Source organism: Isoptericola sp. BMS4 (genome assembly GCF_011634835.1).
Taxonomy (GTDB): domain Bacteria; phylum Actinomycetota; class Actinomycetes; order Actinomycetales; family Cellulomonadaceae; genus Isoptericola.
The window spans coordinates 201,498-221,007 of record NZ_SIRP01000001.1; the positions used below are offsets into that span (position 1 = coordinate 201,498).

The following is a 19,510-nucleotide window of genomic DNA, read 5'->3' on the forward strand; positions in this document are numbered from 1 at the left end:
TACCCACAGCCCAGGGTCGGTCAGCGCGAACGGCGCGTGCCGAAGCGGTACAGCAGCCCTCCCCCGATGAGCAGCACGGCCGCCACGACCACGAGCAGGCCGATCAGCCCGGCACCCGTCGTCGGCAGGAAGCCGCCGTCGTCAGGACCCGGCGCCGGAGGCGCCGGCGGGGCGGGCGGCTCCGTCGGGAACGTGTTCGTCACCGTGACGGTCACCGCGTCGGCGCCCGCCGCCGGCACGACCACCTCACCCGGCTCGCCGCCGTCCACCGCCGTCGAGACGGTCGAGGCGACGGCGCCGCCGTCGTCAGTCTCGGCGACCACGCACTCCGCGCCGACCGGCAGCCCGTCGTAGGTGACCGTGCCGCCCGCGGCAATCTCGCGGGTCGCGCCGCCCGGCACGTCGATCGGCTCGCCGGAGAACGTGCACGCCAGGGTCACCTCGAACGGGCCCGTCTCGTACGCGACACCCTCGAACACGACCTCCTTGTCGACCACGACGGCGCCGACGTCGAACGTGTTGGTGACCGTCACGGTCGCGGGATCCGCGTCGGCCGTCGGCACCACGACCTGCCCCGGTTCGCCGCCGTCCACCGTCGTCGAGATCGTGGACGACGTCGCGCCGCCCGCGTCGGTCTCGGTGACGACGCAGTCCGCACCGACCGGCAGGCCCTCGTACACGGCGGGCTCGCCCGGCGCCACCGTGCGGGTCGCCCCGCCGATGCCCTCGGCCTCCATGTCGATCGGCTCGCCCTGGAAGATGCACTCCGCGGACACCTCGTACGGTCCGGTGCCGTACTGGGCACCCTCACCGTCGACGACCTTCTCGACGGTGAACCCGCCCAGGTCGTAGGTGTTGGTGACGTCCACGACGGCCTGCTCGTCCTCGGCGATCGTGACCGTCCCGGGCTCGACCGTCAGCGACGTGGCGCCGCCGTCGTCGGTCTCCGTCACGACGCACTCCGCGCCGTCCGGCAGCGCGAAGTACGCCGCGGGGAAGCCAGGCCCGAACTTGCGGGTCGCCCCACCGGGGATCGGGATCTCCTGGCCGTCGAAGGTGCACTCGAGGGTGACCTCGTACGGGATCTCGTCGAGCGAGTCGACCGTGTACGGCGGCTCCGGCATGTCGGGCGCGAAGCCCGCACCGTCGCCGTCGACCGTCTTGCGGACCAGCAGCGGGCTGGTCCGGAACGTGTTGGTCGCCGTGACGGTCACGGTCGCCGGGTCACCGCCGTCATTCGGCGGGACGACGACCTCCGCGGACGTGCCCTCGACGGGCTCGCCGCCCTCGACCGTCATCGTGGTCTCCGTCGCCCCGAAGTCGTCCGTCTCCGTGACGGTGCACTCGGCGCCGACCGGCAGACCGTCGTAGACCGCCGGGTCGTCCGGCATGAACTGCCGCGTCGCCCCGCCGGGGATCTCGATCGGCTCACCGTCGGGACCGCCGGGGAACGTGCACTCCACGGTGGCCTCGAACGGCCCCGGCCGGTAGACGACCGACCCGAGGCCCTCGAGCTCCTTGTCGACTTCGATGGAGCCGACGTCGTAGGTGTTCGTCACTGTGACCGTGACCGGGCCGGTGCCCGTGGCGGGCACGATCACCTCGCCCGGCTCGCCGCCGTCGACCGCCGTGGAGACCTCCACGTCGGTGGCGCCGAAGTCGTCGGTCTCGGTGACCACGCAGTCGGCCCCGACGGGCAGCCCGACGTAGATGACGCTGGCGCCCGGTTCGATCGTGCGGGTCGCCCCGCCGGGGATCTCGACGTCGGCACCCTCGAAGGTGCATGCCGCGGAGACCTCGAACGGCCCGGTGCCGAAGCCGGCCCCGTCGCCCTCGACGACCTTCTCGACGGTGAACCCGCCGACGTCGTAGGTGTTGGTGACGTCCACCTCGACGGTCGTCTCGATGCCGTCGTCGCCCCCGACCGTCACGCTCTCGGGCTCGATCGACACCGACGTCGCCTGGTTCGGGTCGCTCTCGGTGACGGCGCACTCGGCGCCGATCGGCAGGCCGTCGTAGGTGACGCTCCCGCCGTCGGTGATCTCGCGCGTCGCGCCGCCGGGGATCTCGATGTCGTCGCCGTCGAACGTGCACGCGAGAGTGACCTCGTACGGCCCCTGCGCGAACGCGGCGCCGGCGCCGTCCACGGCCTTGTCCACGGTGATCGACCCGGCGTCGAACGTGTTCGTCACGGTGACCTCGCCGGGGTCCTCACCGACGACCACCTGGCCGGGCTCACCTCCGTCGACGGTCGTGGAGACCGTCGTCGAGGTGGCGCCTCCGTCGCCCGTCTCCGTGACGACGCAGTCCGCGCCGACCGGCAGCCCGTCGTACGTGACCGGCTCTCCCGGGGTGAGCTCGCGCACCGCGCCGCCGGGGATGTCGACCGGCTCGTCCTCATAGGTGCACTCCAGGGTGACCTCGAACGGTCCGGTGCCGAAGTCCGCGGCGTCGCCGGTGACCACCTTGTCGACCACGACGGAGCCGAGGTCGTACGTGTTGGTCGCGGTGACCTCGGCCGTCTCGTCGGCGCCCACGGTCACCGGGTTGGGGTCGATCACCGTGCTCTGGGCCCCGGAGGTGTCCGTCTCGGTGATGTCGCAGACGGCGCCCGCCGGGAGGTTCTCGACGGTCGCCTCGAGGGCGTCGTCCGTGAGCGTCACCGTGCCGTCGTACACGGTCCGCGGCTCGCCCGGCCCGTCGCCGTCGTCGTCCAGCGTGCACTGGATCGCGAACTCGAACGGCCCGTCGCCGAAGGCCTCGCCGCCGTCTCCGGCGATCTCCTTGAGCAGGTGGATCGCGCCGACGTCGAAGACGTTGGTCAGCCCGATCTCGGTCGCCGCCGTGCCGTCCTCGTCGGGCACGACCACGACGTCGGCGGACGTGCCGTCCGTGGTGACGGGGTCCTCGCCGGGCTGCGTCACCGTGACGGTGGTCGACGCCGCTCCCCCGGTGCCCGTCTCGGTGACGGCGCACTCGGCGTTCACCGGCAGCCCCGTCAGGGTCACCGGCGTGCCGTCGGCGGCGAGCTCCACGACCATCGGGTTCCCGGCGTCGTAGCCGTCGGCGAACACCTCCTCACCGAGGAACGTGCACTCCACGGTGGCCTCGAACGGGCCGTAGGTGACCGGGTTCCCGTCCTGGTCGACGGCGTTGCTCTCGACGGTCTTGGCCAGCTCCAGGCTGCCGAGGTCGTACTCGTTGGTGATCTCGATCTGCGCGGGGTCCGTCTCGTCGTCGGGGACGACGACGGTCTCCGGTGTCACCGTGAAGCTCGTCTGACCGTTCACGGACGCGTCCTCGGTGAGGGTGCACTCCGCGCCGTACGGCAGGTTGGGTACGACGGTCGGCTCGCCGGGCGTCACCGTCACGGTGATGGGGTCGAGCTCGGTCTCCACCCACGTGCCCACCGCGGAGGTGCACTGCACCTGGACCTCGAACGAGTCGGGCGCGTACTGCTCGGCACCGTCGCCCGTGACGAGCTTGTCGACCTCCAGCGGGCCCGTCGCCGCCGCCACTCCGACCTTGGTGCCCTCGGTGGACACCATGTTGAACGTCTGGCCGTTCGGCGCGACGCCGACCCCGTTGACGGCGGCTGAGTTCCAGGCGATGGAACGGTCGCCCGCGTCGGGCGCCTCCGGCGGGGTGGTCGTCGTGCCGTCCAGGGCGATGAACTGCCCCGGCCGGAACGGGGTCTCGATGCTCATGTCGACGACGGCCTTGATGGCGGTGATCCGCGCGAAGGTCGCGTCGTCGAGGTCGGTGGTGAGCTCCGCCCAGCCCCCCGTCTCCGGGTCGTCGGAGCACACCGGCTCACCGAGCGGGTCGGCGAGGTCGTCCGCGCAGAAGTCGTCGACCAACGTGTAGTAGAACGTCGTCCGTGCGCTCGGGGGCGCGTTGACAAGCTCCGGCGGGTTCGCGGGGTCCGGGATCGGCGTCCACTGCGACCCGCGCTCCGACGACGACCGCGGGTCGGACGCCGTGTCCCCTGGCGTAGGCAGCCGGTCGTAGACGACCACCTTGGTGATCGGCAGGTTGCCGACGTTGTCCACCCGGATCCGCCACGTCTCGTCGTGGCCGGGCTCGATCACCGGCGTGCACGGGTAGGCGTAGAACCCGGCCGCGTTCGGGGTGCACTCCGTGTCCGGGTCCACACCAGCCTCCGGGGCAGGGAAGACCTCCAGCTGGTCGTCGTCGGTCGCCTTGACGAACTTGGACTGGGCGAGCGTCGCCGCGGGGATGGGGGTGACGTCGGCGTCGGCCTGGCACTGCCCGGTCTCGTCGTCCAGGCGCTGCGCGCAGTCGTCCCACGGACGGTCACCGGTCACTCCCACCGTGTTCTCGACGAGGGTGTTGGCCGGCAGCCCCACGCGGAACTGCACCATGACGGTGATCGTGTACGTCTGGCCCACCTCGAGCACGCTGCCCTCGGGGAACGTGAACTCCAGGCCCGCGAGGTCGCCGGACCGGTCGACGACCACGTCGCCCTCGGTGCCGGCATCCGTGGTCGGCAACGGGTCACCGTTCGCCGGGTCCGGGGCGGCGCCGGACAGCGCGTAGGAGAACTGCGGGTCGGCGTCCGGGGCGAGCCGCAGCTGCGGCCCGTCGTCGTCCGTGGGCATCGGGTCGTCGATGACGTCGAGGTCGTAGATCGGCCGGTTCCCGGTGTTCGTCACGGCGATGCTCATGGGGAACGCGGCGCTCGGCTCCTGCGTGCCCCCGGACGGGACGCCGGCGAAGTCCTTGACGACCTCCACGCCGTTCTCGGTGTGCTGGTAGACGATCGTCCCCGACGCGGCGGCGTCGCTCGTCACAGGCGTCGGATTCTCCGGGTCGTCCGGGTTGAAGACGAGGTCGGCACCGGTGACCGTCGAGGTCACGTCGTTCGTCGCCACCCCCGGGGCGTCCTCGCCGGGCGCGGGGTCGTTCTGCGCGAGGTCGCTCGCCACCGGGGTCCCGGGGTCGGAGCGCAGCGTGTCGCGCACCCGCACCTCGAGGTTCACCGCCTGGGTCGGGTTGGCCGGGTTCTCCCAGATCGCCCCGTCGGCACGGGTGAAGGTGAATCGCAGGCCGACGACGGCGGCGGGGTCCACGCCGTCGGGCAGCGCGAACGTGGTGGACGGCGTGCCGTCGGTCCAGGTGCAGCCGGCGAACGTGTCGCTCGCCTCCTCGTAGGTGCCGCCGGTGCAGGCGTCCACCTGCACCCGGTCGATCGGCGCCGTCAGCGTGGAGGCGTCGAGGCCGAGCAGGTCGTACTGGTTCCAGAAGCTGCCGTCGACGTCGGTGAGCGTCATCTCGACGGCCCGCGACGGGCCGGTGGGCTGACCGGTGATGGTCAGCGTCGACGTGGGGTTCGCCTCGGCGTCGGAACCGGGTTCGACGATGGTCGCCGGGTCGAACGACTTGGTCTGGTTCATGGAGATCGCCGCGTCCTGGAGCTCCATGTCCGCGCCGTCCCACGCCTCGGGCGTGCTCTCCGTCGTCCCGCCGGGGTCGGAGACCTGGGCGCCGGCGCTGTTGGGCACGGGTGAGTACGGGTCGACCGTGATCCGCTCCCCGGTGTACCTGTCGAGCTCCCGGAGCCGCAGCGTGAGGTCGAGCACACCCTCGCCCTGTGAGACGACCCGGCCGTTGAACTGCACGTCCACGCCGACCACGTCCGCGAGCTCGGCAGCCGTGAGACTCTCGACCCCCGCCTCGCTCGTGGGGAAGAGGTTCCCGTCCGCCTCGTGGACGATCACGACCGTCCCGGTCGCACCCTCGGGCGGCGTGATGTCGATGTGGGTCACGTCGAACACGTCGAACGGCGACGTCCCCGGGTCCAGCACCGGGTCGATGTCGCCCGGTGACGACGGCTCGGTGATCCGCAGCTGGTCCACGCGGGCCACGGAGTTGTTGGTGGCAGTGATGACGGCGTGCGTCGACGGGTACGCGGAGTCCGGCGTCCCCTCCGGCGGCACCGACAGCGGTCCCCCGGTCCACTCCTTCGTGATCCCGACGTTGATGGGCTCGTCGATGATGAGCACGTCGTCGTCGGCGGTGTCGGTGCGGATGACCGGCTCGCTGCCGTCCGGCGGGGTGAACGTGGCCGTGCCGCGGGCGGTGTCGTTCACCAGGCCGGGGTCGCCCGTGTTGTACATCTCGCCCTGCTCGCGGCCGAGCGCCGGGCCGCCGCTGCGGCGGTCGTCGCGGAGCCGGAACGTCAGGTCGACGTGCCGTCCGGCCGACTGCGTGGACCGGGCCACGCCCTCGCCCGCGGCGGGCTCGGTCGGATCGGCCGGGAACTCGGCGCGCGACGGCGACTCGGTGTAGGTCAGGCGCACCGACGTCGCGCCCTCCTGCTCGTCGGCCGTCAGCGTGTACCCGGGGAACGCCCCGTCGCAAGGGCAGGGATCGCCCGAGGCCTCGACCCAGGCGCCGTCGATGTACAGCTCGACGCTCTCGATCTGGTCGTACTGCAGCAGCGGGTCGTCGACCGCGACCTCGACGAGGTCGAACGCGTCGTAGTACGAGTCCGCGATCGCCGGGTCGTCGGCGGCGACGGGGTCCGCGACGTCGCTGATCACCATCGGGTCCACGTTCTCGAAACCATTGGTGGACCAGGTGATCTGCGCGGTGATCTCGTCCTGCGTGCGGGCACGCACGGTGTACGGGGTGCCGGACTGGCCGTCGGGCGCGAGGAACTCCTTGGCGATGAAGTTGAGGTCGCCCGGGTTCGTCGGCACGGGGAACGGGTCGACGGTGGCGCACCCCTCGGCCGGGTCGGTCGGGGCGACCGACCCGCTCGACGCGCTCGACGCGCCGCAGTTCTCGATCGGGTCGTCGGCGTCCTCCGGGCCGGTGTACGCGGCGACGAAGTTCGGGGACACGCTCGTGCCCGGCGGGATCCCGCTGCCCGACGTGTCGTCGTAGACGAACTGGACCCCCTCGGCGCCGTCCGGCAGCGAGCAGTTGACCGTCGCCGCGCCCTGGACTGGGCTGCCGCAGTCGGGAGCCTCCACCCACTCCGAGCCGTCCCAGTAGTTGATCGTCAGCGCGGTGCCCGCCGGCACCTCGGTGGACCGCACCGACGAGGCGGTGAAGCTGTCCCAGAACGCCCCCGGGTCGCTCGGGTCCGTCGGGTCCTGGACCACGAGCTGGTCCGCGTTGGTGGTGGACCCCTCCTCGCCGAACGGCAGCAGCTCCGTCGGGAGGCCGACGACGACGGTCTGGCCCGGGAGCGCCGGGATCTCCGACGGCGAGATCGACTTGGTGGTGTCCGTCGCGAGCCGGTCGGTGAGCGTCTCGAGCGTGTCCTCCGCGGTACCCGACGCGTTCGGGATGTCCGCCGTGATCTCGTTCGGGTGCAGGACGTCGTCCTCGTCCTGGTCGGGGTCGGTGCCCGCCTGGAACGGCAGCGACGCCTCGGCACCGGTGGCGATGTCGCCGGTGAACGTGACGGTGAACCCGACGACGTCGCACCCGCCCGGCGGGTCGGGCAGGGTGTCCGGCGCCTCGGCGGCGACCTCGGGCGTCGAGCCGTCCGCGCAGGTGTACGTGACGCTCGCGGCATCGGCGCCCGCCGGCCACTGGACCACGCCGGGGTCGCCGGCGGTGCCCCAGCCGGTGAACGTCAAGGGGTCGTCGCCCTCGAACGGGCTGTCCGTGCCCGGCGACGGCTCCGTGATCGACAGGCTGGTGGTCGGGTCGCCGTCGTTGGTGGCACCGATGGTGACCGTCGTCGGGGATCCCGCGCTCACCATGTCCGGGTCGAACGACTTGCTGGCCGTCACCGCGTTGTTCGGCGGCGTGATGACGTAGGTGTCGTCGGCCGTGGTCGGGTCGGACGGGTCGGCGTCCGCGTGAGTGACGTACGACGAGGTCTCGTTGGCCACCGTGGTCACCTCGGTGAGCTCCGTGACCGCGTCGGTCTGCTCGACCTCGACGGGGATCGAGGCCGACGCGCCGCTCTCGATGGCGCCGCTGAACTCGACCGTGAAGCCCTCGACCTCGCAGCCGCCTGGCGGCCCGGGCAGCGTGTCGGCGTCGGTCGAGGTGATCGTCGGCGTCGAGCCGTCCGCGCAGGTGAACGTCACGTCCGCCTGGGTGGCGCCGGCCGGCCACGACACGTCGCCCCAGCCCGTGAAGCCGAGATAGGTGAACGGGTTCGGGTCCGTGCCCTCGGTGGGCTCGGTGATCACCATGGTGTCCACGGGGTCGTTGGACGTGTTGGTGCTGCCGATCGTCATCGTCGCGGGCGTGCCCGGGCTCGCGATCGCACCCTCGGGGTCGATGGTCTTGGTCGTCTGCGAGTCGAGGACCAGCGGGACGACGATGTCGATGTCGTCCGACGTCGACGCCTCGGCGGCGTTGTCCGAGACGACGGTCGCGGTGTTGGTGTAGGTGGTGCCGTCGTCGCTGTACGGGGCGTCCTCGGGCACCTGGGCGGTGATGAGGACCTGCGCCTGCTGCCCGTTGTTCAGGTTGTCCGCGGTGAACGTGACGGTGTCGGTGTCCGTGTTCGCGTCCACGGCGGGGTTCTGCGTCCCGGCGCCGGTGCTCTGGATCACGGCGCTGACGAGCTCGAGCTCGTCGGGGAGGGGGTCCGTCATCGTCACGGGCGCGCACGGGTCGGCGTTCGGGTCCGAGCAGGAGACCGTGACGACCCACTGCACGTTCTGACCCGGCTGGTAGGGGCCGGAGCTGATCTCCGCCTTCTGGATCTGCCAGTCGGCCGCCGAGGCCGTCGTCGCCGGCACCATGACCATCGGCAGCGCGAGCGCGGCCGCGCCCAGCACCGACCACGCCCGCCGGAAGCGTCCCGGCCCGCGGTGCCGGCCGCCCCCTCGGGTGCCCCGGCGCGCTGACCTGCGACCTTCCACCATCAGTGCCCCTCCCCCACGTCAGTGCGACGATCTGCGCGCCCCGTCGCGCGCGGACATCCCCTCCGAACGTGCCAGACATCTCCGTACTTGGCGCGCCGAGGCGGCGATCGTCACGAGTCGGACGGACCGGTCGCGGGGCGACTCCCGGTGCGGCAGTGTGCGTGGTGCCCGGCCGCGACGACGAAGGGACCGCACGAGTGAGCGACGTGACGACGGCCGACGCCCGGTCGGGCGACGAGGAGCCCGCACCCCACCGGCGCCTGCCGCGACCGACGCCGCGTGACGTCGTCTCGGGCTTCGTCACCGGCCTCTTCTCCATCCCGGAGGGCATGGCGTACGCGACCGTCGGCGGCTTCGCGGCCCCGCTGGGCCTGTGGTCGGGTGCGGTGCCGACGATCATCGGGTCGTTCTTCTCCCGCACGGTCCTCATGGTCACGACGCTCACCAGCGCCATCGCGCTGTCCGCGAAGAGCGTCCTCACGGACGCCGGCCTGGACCCTGGCGACCTGGGCTCGGTCGCGGCGCTCACCGTGATGGTGGGCCTGTGGATGGTGCTGCTCGGCGTCCTGCGGCTCGGCTCGGTGATGTCGTTCGTCTCGACGGCGGTCATGACGGGGTTCACGGCGGGCATCGCCGTGCAGATCGTCGCGGGCGTCGTGAAGGACGCGACCGGGTACGAGCCGGAGTCGGGCAACACCGTCGGCAAGCTCGTCGAGGCGGTGGCGCACGTCGGCGCCTGGGACGCCCCCACCGTGGCCGTCGCCGGTGCCACGGTCGCCGCCTGGGCGGCGCTGAGCGTCGTGCCGCGCCTGCGCAAGACGGCGACGCTCACCGCCCTCGTCGTCGTCACCGCGATCGTCGCGGCCTTCGGCGTCGACGTCGAGCGGGTGAGCGACATCGCCGCCATCCCGCGCTCCCTGCCGCCGGTCACGCTGCCCGACGTCGGCGCGCTGCCCGAGCTCACCTCGGGCGGCCTGGCGATCGCGCTCATCGCGCTGGCGCAGGCGGCCGGCATCGGCGCGGCGGTGCCGAACCCCGACGGCTCCCGGACGAACGTGTCGAAGGACTTCACCGCCCAGGGCCTCGCGAACGTCGCCGGCGGGTTCTTCGGCGCCCTGCCCACCGGCGGGTCCCTCTCGCGCACGGGCGTCGCGACGAGCGGCGGCGCGCAGACCCGCTGGGCGGGCATCTTCGCGGGCGCGTGGCTGATCGTCCTCGTGCTCGCCCTGGGCCCGCTGGCCGGCGCCATCCCCATGCCGGTGATCGGGGGCCTGCTGCTCGTGATCGGCGGCGAGCTCGTCGTCGGGCGCTGGTCGGACATCGTGCTGGTGGTGCGCACGTCGTGGCTGTCCGCCGCGGCGATGGTCGTGACGTTCGCGGCGACGACCCAGCTCCCGCTGCAGCAGGCGATCTTCCTCGGCGCGGGCCTGTCGATCGTGCTCTTCGCGGTGCAGGCGGCGCGGCGCGGCCGCCTCGTCGAGCTCGTGCCCACCGACGACGGCGACCTGCGCGTCGCCGACGCTCCTGCCGACCTGCCGAGCGGGCGCACCACCGTGCTGCACTACGTGGGAACGGGGTTCTTCGCGGAGGTCAACCGGCTCGAGGAGGAGTGGCCGCACACCGCCCGCACCCACGACGCCGGGCTGGTGATCTCGCTGCGCGGCACGGCCGGCATCCCGTCGACGACGTTCCTCAAGTCGCTCGACCGCCTGCTGGACCGGTGGCACGACCACGGGGTGGAGGTGGTGGTCTGCGGGGTGCCGGACGACCTGCGGCGCCGCTTCGAGACCGGCGGCGTCAGCGGCCGCCTGGCCGACTCGGTGATCGGGGACGCCGACGGCGTCGTCGCGTCCGTGCGCCGGGCGTACGACCTTGCCGAACGGCGCCGCACCGCGCGGTCCGCGTCCCGCCCGTCGCCGTCGCGACCCCCTGACCCCCCTGACCCCCCTGACGACGATCCCGGCCCCCGCGGCCAGGAGACGCCATGACCGACGTCCTCACCGGGATCGCGCAGGTCGCGATCCTCACCTTCGTGCTCACCTCGATGGTCGGCCTCGGTCTGTCGCTGACCGTCGGGCAGGTCCTCGCCCCGCTGAGGGACGTGCGGCTCGTGCTGCTCGGCCTGGTCCACAGCTTCGTCGTCGCGCCCGCCGCGGCCTGGGGGATCGCCGCCCTGTTCGGGCTGAGCGACGCGCAGACGCTGGGGCTGCTGCTGCTCGGCGTCGCCGCCGGCGCGCCGTTCCTGCCGAAGCTGGCGCAGCTCGCGCACGGCGAGGTCGCCTACGCGGTGGGCCTCATGGTGCTGCTCATGGTCGTCACCGTCGCCTACGTGCCGCTCGTGCTGCCGCTGCTGGTCGACGGCGTCACCGTGAGCGCGTGGGACATCGCCCGCCCGCTGCTGCTGCTCATGCTGCTGCCGCTCGCCGTCGCGCTGGCCGTGCGGGCCCGCTACCCCGGGTCGGCGAGCCTCGCCCCGATCCTCAACCGCGTGTCGACGACGGCGCTCGCGCTGGGCATCGGCGCCGCCGTGCTGGTGGGCCTCCCGGCGATCTGGGACCAGGTCGGCACGGGCGTCCTGCTGGCCACCGTGCTGCTCACCGTCGTGCTGCTCGCCGTGGGCTGGTTGCTCGGCGGGTCGGGGCGCGCCCAGCGCGCGGTGACGTCGCTCGGCACCGCGCAGCGCAACCTGTCCGCCGCGCTGCTCATCGCCGGCACCAGCTTCGTGGACACCCCCGAGGTGCTCGTGACGGTCATGGTCGCGTCGCTGCTGCTCACCGCCGTCCTGCTGCTCGTCGCGGCGGAGCTGGGCAAGCGGGACGGTGCGTCGGCCGGGGAGTCCGCGGGCGCACGAACGTGAGGCGGATCGATCACGCGACACGGATATCAACGCTGATATCATCAGCCTCGTGACCACGCGCACGGAGCACGCTCCACGAATCCTCAAGGCCGCACGAAAGGACGCCGGCCTGACCCAACGCGCTCTGGCCAAGGCCGTCGGGATCCGCCAGCCGAACGTCGCGGCGATCGAGTCCGGAACCCGATCCGTGTCTCAGCGGACCCTCGACGACATCCTCGCGGCCGTCGACTACCGTCCTTCGCTGCCGGTGGCGCTCTTCCGGGACGAGCTCATCGCCCTCGGTGCTCGGCTGGGCGTCGTCAACATCCGGGTGTTCGGATCGGTGGCTCGCGGTACGGACCACCACACGTCCGACGTCGACCTGCTCGTCGACCTGACCGACGAGCAGGAGCCGTTCGCGGTCGGCGCGTTCCGGTCGTACGCCGAGGAGCTGCTGGGCTTCGACGTCGACGTGGTGGTGGACCGGCCGGGTATACCGGACCGTATCCACGACGAGGCCGTCCCGCTGTGACCGGCGACTCCACGGGGCGGCGACCCGCACGTCCGGGCCCGTTCACGCCCCGGCCTCGCAGCGACGGGGCGACGGGACCCGCCCGACCCTCCGCCCGCGAGCAGCTCGCCGCGGAACTCGACAAGATCGAGCGACGGCTGCAGCACGTCGAGATGCGCGGGCGGGACTCCTTCGCCGAGGGATCGGAGTCCTTCGACCGTGCCACGGTGGCAGTCCTCCGGCTGGCCGCCCTGTTCGAGGACGAGAAGACCTTCGCGCCTCTGCTGGAATCGGCGACGGAGGTGGAGCGGCGCGGCATCGCCCACACCCGGAACATCGCGGCGCACGTGGGATACGCGACGATGGACGAGGACACGTTCTGGGTCACCGCCACACAGCACATGCCGGCGTTCATCGCGAAGGTCCGCGCTGCGAACAGCCTCTGACGCCGAACCGCGCCGTGGTTTCGACGGCGCGACGGGCAGCGCCGCGCCGACCGGAGAGGGCTTCCTCGCTCGCCGCGCGCCTGCGCGGGAGCGGTGCCATCGTGGCGCTATGTCGACACCGAAGCCGGTCACCCCGACCATCACCGCCCAGCAGCAGGCGCTGCGCGAGAGCCTGCCCTTCTCCGACACCCAGGACTTCGACGACGCCACCCGCGGACTCGTCGCCCGCCGCACCCCGAACGCCGTCACGAACGACGCCGGGGAGGTCGTCTGGGACAACGACACGTACGCCTTCCTCGACGGTGATGCCCCGGACACGGTGAACCCGAGCCTGTGGCGGCAGTCGCAGCTCAGCGCGATCCAGGGCCTCTTCGAGGTGGTTCCCGGCATCTACCAGGTGCGCGGCATGGACCTGTCGAACACGACGTTCGTCGAGGGCGACGAGGGCGTGGTCGTCATCGACACGCTCCTGTCCAACGAGACCGGCGCCGCCGCCCTCGCCCTGTACCGCGAGCACCGGGGCGACCGCCCCGTCAAGGCGATCGTCTACACCCACTCGCACGCCGACCACTTCGGCGGCACGAAGGGCTTCGTCTCCGCCGAGGACGTGGACTCCGGGCGCGTGAAGGTGTTCGCGCCGGAGGGCTTCGTCGAGCACGCCGTGTCGGAGAACGTCTACGCGGGCGTCGCGATGAACCGCCGCGCGGCCTACATGTACGGCGCGGCGCTCGCCCGCGGCCCGCAGGGGCAGGTGGGCGCCGGTCTCGGCCAGACCATCTCGACCGGCGTCGTCTCGTTCATCCCGCCGACGGACACGATCTCGACGACCGGGCACGAGGAGGTCGTCGACGGTGTGCGGATGGTCTTCCAGATGGCGCCCGGCACGGAAGCGCCGTCCGAGATGCTCATCCACCTGCCCGACTTCCACGCGCTGTGCGCGGCGGAGGACGCCACGCACACGCTGCACAACCTGCTGACGCTGCGCGGCGCCGTCGTCCGCGACCCGCACGCGTGGGCGCACTACCTCACCGAGACGATCGACCTCTTCGGGGGCGACATCGAGGTCGTCTTCGCGTCGCACCACTGGCCCACGTGGGGCAAGGAGCGCGTGGTCGCGTACCTGCAGAACCAGCGCGACATCTACGCCTACCTGCACGACCAGACCCTGCGCCTGCTGAACAAGGGCCTCACGGGTCCCGAGATCGCCGAGGAGATCCAGCTCCCGCCGGCGCTGGAGAACGCGTGGAACGCGCGCGGCTACTACGGGTCGATCAGCCACAACGTCAAGGCGATCTACCAGCGCTATCTCGGCTGGTTCGACGGCAACCCCGCGCACCTGTGGGAGCACACCCCGGTGGAGCGGGCGAAGCGCTACGCCAAGCTGGCGGGTGGCGTCGACGCCCTGGTCGCGAACGCTCGCGAGGCGTTCGACGCCGGCGACTTCCGCTGGGCCGCGGAGGCCGCGAACCACGCCGTCTTCGCTGAGCCCGACCACGCCGCCGCGCGGGAGCTCCTGGCCGACACGTACGAACAGCTCGGCTACGGCTCCGAGAACGGCACCTGGCGCGACTTCTACCTCTCGGGCGCCACCGAGCTGCGTGACGGGCAGTTCGGCACCCCGACGGAGACGAACGCGCCGGACGTCATCGCGAACCTCTCCCCCGAGATGCTGTTCGACGCCGTCGCCATCCAGGTGAACGGCCCGAAGGCGTGGGACGAGCGACTGGCCATCGACGTCGTGGTCTCCGACACCGACCAGCGCTACCGGGTGTGGCTCGCCAACGGCGTGCTCTCCTACAGCGCCGCCCCGCAGCAGGGCGACGCCGACGCGACGATCACGGCCACGCGCGCGTCGCTGCCCGCCCTCGCCGCGGGAGATCCCGCCGCGCTCACCGCCGCGGGCATCCAGGTCACCGGTGATGCCTCGGCCCTCGGCCGGCTCACCGCCGTCCTCGACCCCGGTGACAAGAACTTCGCCATCGTCACCCCCTGACCCCCGCCGAGCATGTGGTTCCTCGCGGTAGGGCGCCGCACACCGCGAGGAACCACATGCTCGGCATCGGGGGGCGACGTCAGAAGATCAGGATCAGGACCAGGCCGGCGAGCCCCAGCAGGCTCGTGCCGGCGCAGATGACGGCGATGCGACGGCCGTGCCGCAGCCGGGGGCGGTCGTGGTTCAGGTGGTGGTGCGTGTGCCGCGCGTGGTGGCGCGCGAACCACCACAGCGGCGGGGTGAGCACCAGCGCGACGGCGGCCGCGTACACGAGGGCGCGCGACCCCTCGACGGTGGGCAGCACCTGGATCGCGATCAGGCACGCCGCGGTGAAGGACAGCAGGGTGCGGCGCCATGCCAACGCCGTGCGCTCGGGCTGCAGGCCCGGGTCGCGCTCCGGCCCGACGACGGGCTTGTGCGGCGGGCTCATCGGCGCGGCCTCATCGCAGGAGCAGCGCGAGCAGCACGAGGACGCCGACCACGGAGACGGTCACCACGAGCACGACCCCGGTGATCGCGCCCGGCAGCGGCCCGTCCTCCCGCATCGCGCGCTCGGTGCGGGCCCACTCGACCGCCGCGACCACGGGGACGACCGCGCCGGCGACGAGCAGGACGATCGCCGACGCCAGGCGCAGGCCCGGCTCCATCGGCAGGTCGAGCGCCTCGAGCGCCGTCCCTCCGGCGATGAGCCCGAGCGACGTCCGGATCCACGCGAGGATCGTGCGCTCGTTCGCGAGCGAGAACCGGGGGTCGGGCTCGCTCCCCCGCTCGTACACCCAGCGGGGGAAGCGCTCCCGGCTCACGGGACCTCCACCGAGGGGGCGGGCCGGGCTGCGCGCTGCATCGTGTCTCCTTCGTCGCGTGGGTCTCCGGGCGCCATCCTGGCACGGCGGCCCCGGGGTCTCGGGGTCCGCGGCCGCCATCGGCCCGGCCGACCCGTCCCGGGCGGCGGTGTCGGGGCTCGTCGCTATCGTCGCGGGCATGTCCACGGAACCCACGTCCCCGGCGCCCGACTTCCTCGCCCTGCACCGCCCGGGCGACCCCCTGCTGCTGCCGAACGCGTGGGACCTCGGCTCGGCCCGGGTCCTGGAGACCCTCGGGTTCGCGGCCGTCGCGACGACGAGCAGCGGGTTCGCGGCGACCCTTGGCCGCCCGGACGGCGCCGTCACCCGCGACGAGGCGCTCGACCACGCCGCCGCCATGGCCGTCGCGGTCGGCGTGCCCGTGAGCGCCGACCTGGAGAACGGGTTCGCGGACGCTCCCGACGACGTCGCGCGCACGGTCGCCGCCGTCCGCGACGCCGGCCTCGCGGGCTGCTCGGTCGAGGACTTCACCGGCGACGCCGCGAGACCGATCTACGACCTGGGCCTCGCCGTCGAGCGCGTCGCCGCCGCGGCCGAGACGTCCGGGGACCTCGTCCTCACCGCCCGCTGCGAGAACCACCTGCACGGCCACGACGACCTCGCCGACACGATCGCCCGGCTGCAGGCCTACCAGGAGGCCGGGGCGGACGTCCTGTTCGCGCCGGGGCTGCGCACGGTGGCCGACGTGGCGACCGTCTGCCGGGAGCTGGACCGCCCGGTCAACGTGCTGCTCGTCGCCGGCGGCCCGACACCGGCAGAGCTCGCCGACGCGGGTGCCGCACGGCTCTCCGTCGGCGGCGCGCTCGCCTGGACCGCCCTCGACGCCCTGGTCTCCGCGGCCCGCGGGCTGCTGGCCGGTGACAGCGGCTTCCTCGAGCGCTCGGCGGCGGTGCGGGACGTCCGGGACGCGGCGCTCAGGCCAGCGTCTGGGTGATCACCGAACCCTCCGCGTCGTGCCGCACGCGGGCGAGCGCGCCGTTGACCAGTGCGAGGTAGGGCGGCACGTGCCCGCACTCGACGTCGCCGAGCACGGGGACGCCGAGATCGCCGAGCGCGTCGCGGACGGCGTCGTGCGCGGTGAACTCGCCGACGGCGGCGCTGTGGGTGCGGCTGACGAGCACCGCGTTCGCGGCGTCGAACCAGCCCGCGTGCCGCATCGCCCACAGGGCGGAACCGACGTCGTCCGCGTCCCACCCGGCGACGTCGAGGTAGACGACCAGCCCTTCGGGGGCGTGCTCGGCCGCGAAGGCCGGCACGTCCCCGAACGGTGTGCCGGCGAGCAGCGCGACCTTCTCCACGCACCCGCCGATCAGCCGCCCGGCGACCTCCACGGGCTCGCCGGGGTCCGCGCCGTCGTCCAGCCGCAGCCAGGACCCGGCGGCGTCCAGCGTCCAGGTGGAGGCCTCGGGGTGCGTCTCGTAGTCGTCCCAGCCGCCGGAGCGGTACCGGCGCGGGCTGCGCTGCGCGAGCGTCGCGCCCGGCTCGGCGGCGGCGACCTCCCACCAGCCCAGGAGCCCCTCGGGCACGTCGTACGGGGTGTCCATGAGGTTCTGCCCGTGGAGGGTCGCGACACCGGTGCGCAGCGTGAGCGGCAGCAGCACGGTCGACATGTCGGAGTAGCCGACGAGCCACGTCGGGTCGGCGGCCAGCGCGTCCCAGTCGAGGCGGCCGAGCAGGTCGGTGGCGAGCGAGCCGCCCCACGGCGGGACGACGGCGCGCACGGCCGGGTCGGTGAGCATCCCGGCGAGCTCGGCGGCGCGGACGTCGGCGGGAGCGCTGACGATCCCCTCCCCCGTCGTGGTCGCCCCGACGCGGACGTCGTAGCCCTTCGCGCGGACGACGTCGGCGGCGTGGTCCAGGCGCGCCCGCAGCCGGGTGTTCACGCCGAGCGACGGCGCCGTGACGCCGACGGTGTCGCCGGGGCGCAGGGCACGGGGGTAGCGGATCGTCATGGCACCGCATCCTGCCCGGGGACCGGGGCAGGGCGCCATCCGATTCCCGCACGGTGCCCGGCGGGACGACGGATCAGGTCAGCAGGTCGGGCAGGCGACGTCCCGGCGCCCCGCGTGCGACACCCGCGGGAGCGCCTCGCGGCCGCGGCGAGCGGACTGCGCGCGGGCGGCGACCCTCGTCCACCACGGCAGCCGCCGGGGCCGCACGCGGAACGTCGACGCGACGACGGCGTCGGACGTCACGGCGTCGACCTTCTCGGGCGCGCACCGGCCGTACTTCGCGCGGTACGCGTCGTCGAGCGGGCCGTGCACCTCGGGCGCCACCTCGGACAGCACGACGGGGTGCTCCGCGCCGTCGAGCCGCAGGTGCGCCGGACCTCCTCCCGACCACGCCGAGACCGCGCCGGGAACCGTCCGCACGTACAGGTCCGTGCCGAGCTGCACCACCCAGCTCTTCGCTGCCCGTTCCGCACCCGAGAGCACGAGGTGGACGGTGGGCGCGGCAGCCAGCGGGCTGAGGTCACGGGGGCTCGCGATGGCCAAGGGAGTCTCCTCGCGGTCGTGCGTCGTGGTGGGCTCGGGGGTGCGGGCGATAGGCGTGATCGGTCCTTCGGTCGGGTCGGAGGGGCGCACGGGCCGCTCTCCTCGGCCGCGCGAGCGGCCGGAGGTCGAGACCCGGCGAACAGTCGAACCTGCTCAGAGGGCTCGTCTATTCCCGCCACGCCGACGTTCACCCGACGACCACGCGGTCCGCACGCCGTCGCTGCACGCGAGCGCCGGGCGCTCAGTCGAGGGGGTCGCGCACGATCGGGCACGTCATGCAGCGCCCTCCGCCACGCCCTCGCCCGAGCTCCGCCCCGACGATCTCGACGACCTGGACCCCGGCGTTCCGCAGCGCCGCGTTCGTCTGGGTGTTGCGGTCGTAGGTGAACACGACACCCGGCTCGACGGCGACGGCGTTGTTGCCGGAGTCCCACTGCTGCCGCTCGGAGGCGTACACGTCGCCGGCGGTCTCGACGACCCGCAGCCGCGGCAGGCCCATCGCCTCCGCGACCACGTCGACGAAGGGCTTGCCCCGGGCGTCGACCACCTCGACGCCGGGCGAGCGGTCGCTCGGGTACAGCACGTAGGGGCGGATGCCGTCGACGATCCGTGGGTGCACGGTCACCAGGTCGCGGTCGGCGAAGGTGAACACGGTGTCCAGGTGCATGGCGGCACGGAGTCGCGGCATGCCGGCGACCACCACCTGGCGCGCCGCGCCGGCGTCGAACAGCGCCTTGGCGAGCTGGCTGATCGCCTGCCGCGACGTGCGCTCGCTCATCCCCACGAGCACGACACCGTCGCCGACGGGCATGACGTCGCCGCCCTCCAGGGAGGCCTGGGCCCAGTCGACCTCAGGGTCCCCCCACCACACCGTCGCGTCACGGTAGCCGGGATGGAAGGCGTAGACCGCCTTCATCAGCAGGGTCTCCTCCTTGCGCGCCGGCCAGTACAGCGGGTTGAGCGTGAGCCCGCCGTAGATCCAGCACGTGGTGTCCCGCGTGTAGAGGGTGTTGGGCAGCGGCGGGAGGAGGTACTCGCGGGCGTCCGGCGACTCGTGGGCCAGGGAGACGTAGCCCGTGCGGTAGTCGTCCGGCAGGTCGGCGGTGGACAGCCCGCCGAGCAGGTAGCGGGTCAGCTCCGCCGGCGCCAGGCCGTCGAGGTAGGCCCGTGCGGGCTCGACGAGCCCCAGCCCCACCCGGTTCGGGACGACCTTGCGGTCCAGCAGCCACGCGCGCGCCCGCAGGTCCGCCATCGTCTCCGCGAGCAAGTCGTGCAGCTCGACGACCTCCACCCCGCGGGCACTCAGCTGGTCGACGAAGTCGGCGTGGTCGCGCTGCGCGGCCTCCACCCACATGACGTCGTCGAAGAGCAGCTCGTCGGAGTTCGTGGGGGTGAGACGCTCGTGCGCGAGGCCGGGCGCGCACACCAGCACCTTGCGCAGGCGGCCGACCTCGGAGTGGACGCCGTGGGTGGCAGCCGGTGCCGCGGGCGTGGTGGTCATG

Annotated in this window: 12 protein-coding genes; 6 read left to right on the plus strand and 6 right to left on the minus strand. The window is 73.0% G+C overall.

The genetic code is table 11. The annotated features are described in order from the left end of the window. Window positions 1-20: 20 nt before the first annotated feature. Window positions 21-8,777: a DUF5979 domain-containing protein gene (locus tag EYB28_RS00925; protein WP_166844074.1), complete on the minus strand. Its 8,757-nt coding sequence runs from the start codon at window positions 8,775-8,777 to the stop codon at window positions 21-23. 284 nt (window positions 8,778-9,061) lie between these two features. On the opposite strand from EYB28_RS00925, the gene EYB28_RS00930 reads away from it, so the two are divergent. From EYB28_RS00930 to EYB28_RS00950, 5 genes are all read left to right on the plus strand, one after another. Next, a complete protein-coding gene (locus EYB28_RS00930; protein ID WP_205710806.1) occupies window positions 9,062-10,852 on the plus strand; it encodes a SulP family inorganic anion transporter in 1,791 nt (596 codons plus the stop codon). After that, entirely contained in the window at window positions 10,849-11,721 is an 873-nt protein-coding gene (locus EYB28_RS00935) for a bile acid:sodium symporter (protein ID WP_166844076.1), read from the plus strand. Before EYB28_RS00930 ends, EYB28_RS00935 begins: the two co-directional genes overlap by 4 nt. Before the next feature lie 49 nt (window positions 11,722-11,770). Beyond that, entirely contained in the window at window positions 11,771-12,232 is a 462-nt protein-coding gene (locus EYB28_RS20220) for a helix-turn-helix domain-containing protein (protein ID WP_166844078.1), read from the plus strand. After that, window positions 12,229-12,657, plus strand: a complete 429-nt coding sequence (locus EYB28_RS00945) for an antitoxin (protein WP_166844080.1) — start codon at window positions 12,229-12,231, stop codon at window positions 12,655-12,657. Before EYB28_RS20220 ends, EYB28_RS00945 begins: the two co-directional genes overlap by 4 nt. A 109-nt stretch (window positions 12,658-12,766) precedes the next feature. Beyond that, complete coding sequence (locus EYB28_RS00950; RefSeq protein ID WP_166844082.1) at window positions 12,767-14,650, plus strand: alkyl/aryl-sulfatase; 1,884 nt, start codon at window positions 12,767-12,769, stop codon at window positions 14,648-14,650. A 79-nt stretch (window positions 14,651-14,729) separates the two neighbouring features. Here EYB28_RS00950 and EYB28_RS00955 read toward each other — a convergent pair whose 3' ends face one another. Together EYB28_RS00955 and EYB28_RS00960 are read right to left on the minus strand one after the other, a co-directional pair. Beyond that, complete coding sequence (locus tag EYB28_RS00955; RefSeq protein WP_166844084.1) at window positions 14,730-15,080, minus strand: DUF202 domain-containing protein; 351 nt, start codon at window positions 15,078-15,080, stop codon at window positions 14,730-14,732. Between the two features lie 10 nt (window positions 15,081-15,090). After that, on the minus strand, window positions 15,091-15,453 hold the full coding sequence (locus EYB28_RS00960; protein WP_240930324.1) for a YidH family protein: 363 nt from the start codon (window positions 15,451-15,453) through the stop codon (window positions 15,091-15,093). A gap of 178 nt (window positions 15,454-15,631) precedes the next feature. On the opposite strand from EYB28_RS00960, the gene EYB28_RS00965 reads away from it, so the two are divergent. Then, entirely contained in the window at window positions 15,632-16,447 is an 816-nt protein-coding gene (locus EYB28_RS00965; RefSeq protein WP_166844086.1) for an isocitrate lyase/phosphoenolpyruvate mutase family protein, read from the plus strand. On the opposite strand, the gene EYB28_RS00970 is transcribed toward EYB28_RS00965, so the two are convergent. The 3 genes from EYB28_RS00970 to EYB28_RS00980 form a co-directional block, all read right to left on the minus strand. Further along, window positions 16,428-17,465 (minus strand): S66 peptidase family protein, encoded by a 1,038-nt coding sequence (locus EYB28_RS00970; RefSeq protein ID WP_166844087.1) that lies wholly within the window; start codon window positions 17,463-17,465, stop codon window positions 16,428-16,430. The two genes, EYB28_RS00965 and EYB28_RS00970, sit on opposite strands and share 20 nt — an antisense overlap. Window positions 17,466-17,543: 78 nt before the next feature. Continuing rightward, window positions 17,544-18,008 (minus strand): DUF2255 family protein, encoded by a 465-nt coding sequence (locus tag EYB28_RS00975; protein WP_166844089.1) that lies wholly within the window; start codon window positions 18,006-18,008, stop codon window positions 17,544-17,546. 241 nt (window positions 18,009-18,249) lie between these two features. Further along, window positions 18,250-19,509, minus strand: coding sequence for an arginine deiminase (locus tag EYB28_RS00980; protein ID WP_166844091.1), 1,260 nt, complete (start codon window positions 19,507-19,509; stop codon window positions 18,250-18,252). Between the last annotated feature and the right edge of the window lies 1 nt (window position 19,510).